The sequence below is a fragment of the Pseudovibrio sp. POLY-S9 genome (assembly GCF_001431305.1).
In the GTDB taxonomy this organism is placed as follows: domain Bacteria; phylum Pseudomonadota; class Alphaproteobacteria; order Rhizobiales; family Stappiaceae; genus Pseudovibrio.
Window position 1 is genome coordinate 6,996 of the sequence record NZ_LCWX01000216.1, and the last position, 1,365, is coordinate 8,360.

At 59.1% G+C, this 1,365-nt stretch carries 2 protein-coding genes; one reads left to right on the forward strand and one right to left on the reverse strand.

Annotated elements, in window-relative coordinates:
• Positions 1 to 181: 181 nt before the first annotated feature.
• Positions 182 to 589, forward strand: a complete 408-nt coding sequence (locus PPL9_RS21955; protein WP_057464737.1) for a cupin domain-containing protein — start codon at positions 182 to 184, stop codon at positions 587 to 589.
• Between the two features lie 42 nt (positions 590 to 631).
• Here PPL9_RS21955 and PPL9_RS21960 read toward each other — a convergent pair.
• Positions 632 to 1,365, reverse strand: a 734-nt coding sequence (locus tag PPL9_RS21960) for a C-terminal helicase domain-containing protein (protein ID WP_161831417.1), incomplete at its 5' end; no start/stop codon positions are given.

A 1,365-nucleotide genomic window follows, 5' to 3' on the forward strand; every position in this document is an offset into this window, starting at 1 on the left:
TGCCTGTGGTGCTGGACAAGATTGGCATTGATCCGGCGGCGGCGACGGGTGTTTTCATCACAACCAGCAATGATGTGCTTGGGGTGTTGGTTTACTTCACGACGGCCAGTTATCTTTATCTGTAACTTGACGTTCCCTGCCCTAACGGTCCCTACTACCCAACGATGAGGGAGGGACTTTCATGGAACAGGAACAGAGTTTCAGCCACAGCGAAGGTGAGGCTGGGGAGTTTGAGGCGCGGGGGTTGCGCAGTTATTTTGAATATCGCGACCTTGGCGTGGCTGATGCCACCAACGGGGCTGTGGTTGCGCATGTGATTAAAGCGCGTGAGGGGCACAATGCGACAGGTCAGTGGCATGTGCATGATTGCTCCTTTCAGTTTTATTATGTGCTGAAAGGCTGGGCGCGGTTTGAATATGAGGGGCATGGCATCCGCACAGTGAAACCGGGGGATTGCGTGGTGCAGCCAGCGGGCATTCGCCACCGCGAGATTGAGCATTCTGAGGATTTTGAGCTGATCGAGATCGTCTCGCCTGCCGGTTTTGGCACTCGGGCGGAGGAAGAGACGGCAGAGACCACTGAGGCCTGAAAGCAAAACCGGGGCTTGTGAGCCCCGGCGTGTTTTATGAAATCAGCGCTGCGCAGCTGCTGGTTTTGCGCGGCGTGGTCTGTTGCTCTGGCTGCGGTTTGGACCGCTTTTTTGAGCTGGGCGCGCATTTGCGTTTGGTTTGCCGCCGCGGCCACGACCTGCATTTGGCTTTGCACCGGCTGGTCTTGCGCCTGCCTCACCTGCTGGTTTGCTGCCTTGTGCGGCACCGTTGCGGCCTGCACCGCCAGCTGTGCGGCCTGCACCACCGGCTGAGCGGCCAGCGCCGCCACCACCACCGCCACTGCGGCGACGGTTGCCTTGCGGGCGTTTGTGGCGTTTCAGCTGTGTCTGTTCGTTTGCTGGGTCGTACGCAGGCATTTCGCCGTCCGCCCAATCGCCATCACCAGACGGGATTTTGCGGCCAATCAGGCGCTCAATGTCGCGCAGGTATGGCTGTTCGGTTCCATCACACAGGGAGATGGCAACACCGCTTTTGCCTGCGCGGGCTGTCCGACCAATGCGGTGAACGTACGCTTCCGGCACATTTGGCAGCTCGTAGTTGACCACGTGGCTGACGCCATCAATATCAATACCGCGGGCAGCGATGTCTGTTGCCACAAGGATTTTGATGGAGCCATTTTTGAAGCCATCAAGCGATCTTTCGCGCTGGCGCTGGCTCTTGTTGCCGTGGATGGCGGCTGAGCTGAGGCCTGCTTTGTCCAGATGACCGCTGACACGGTCTGCCCCGCGCTTGGTGCGGGTGAAGACGATGGCGC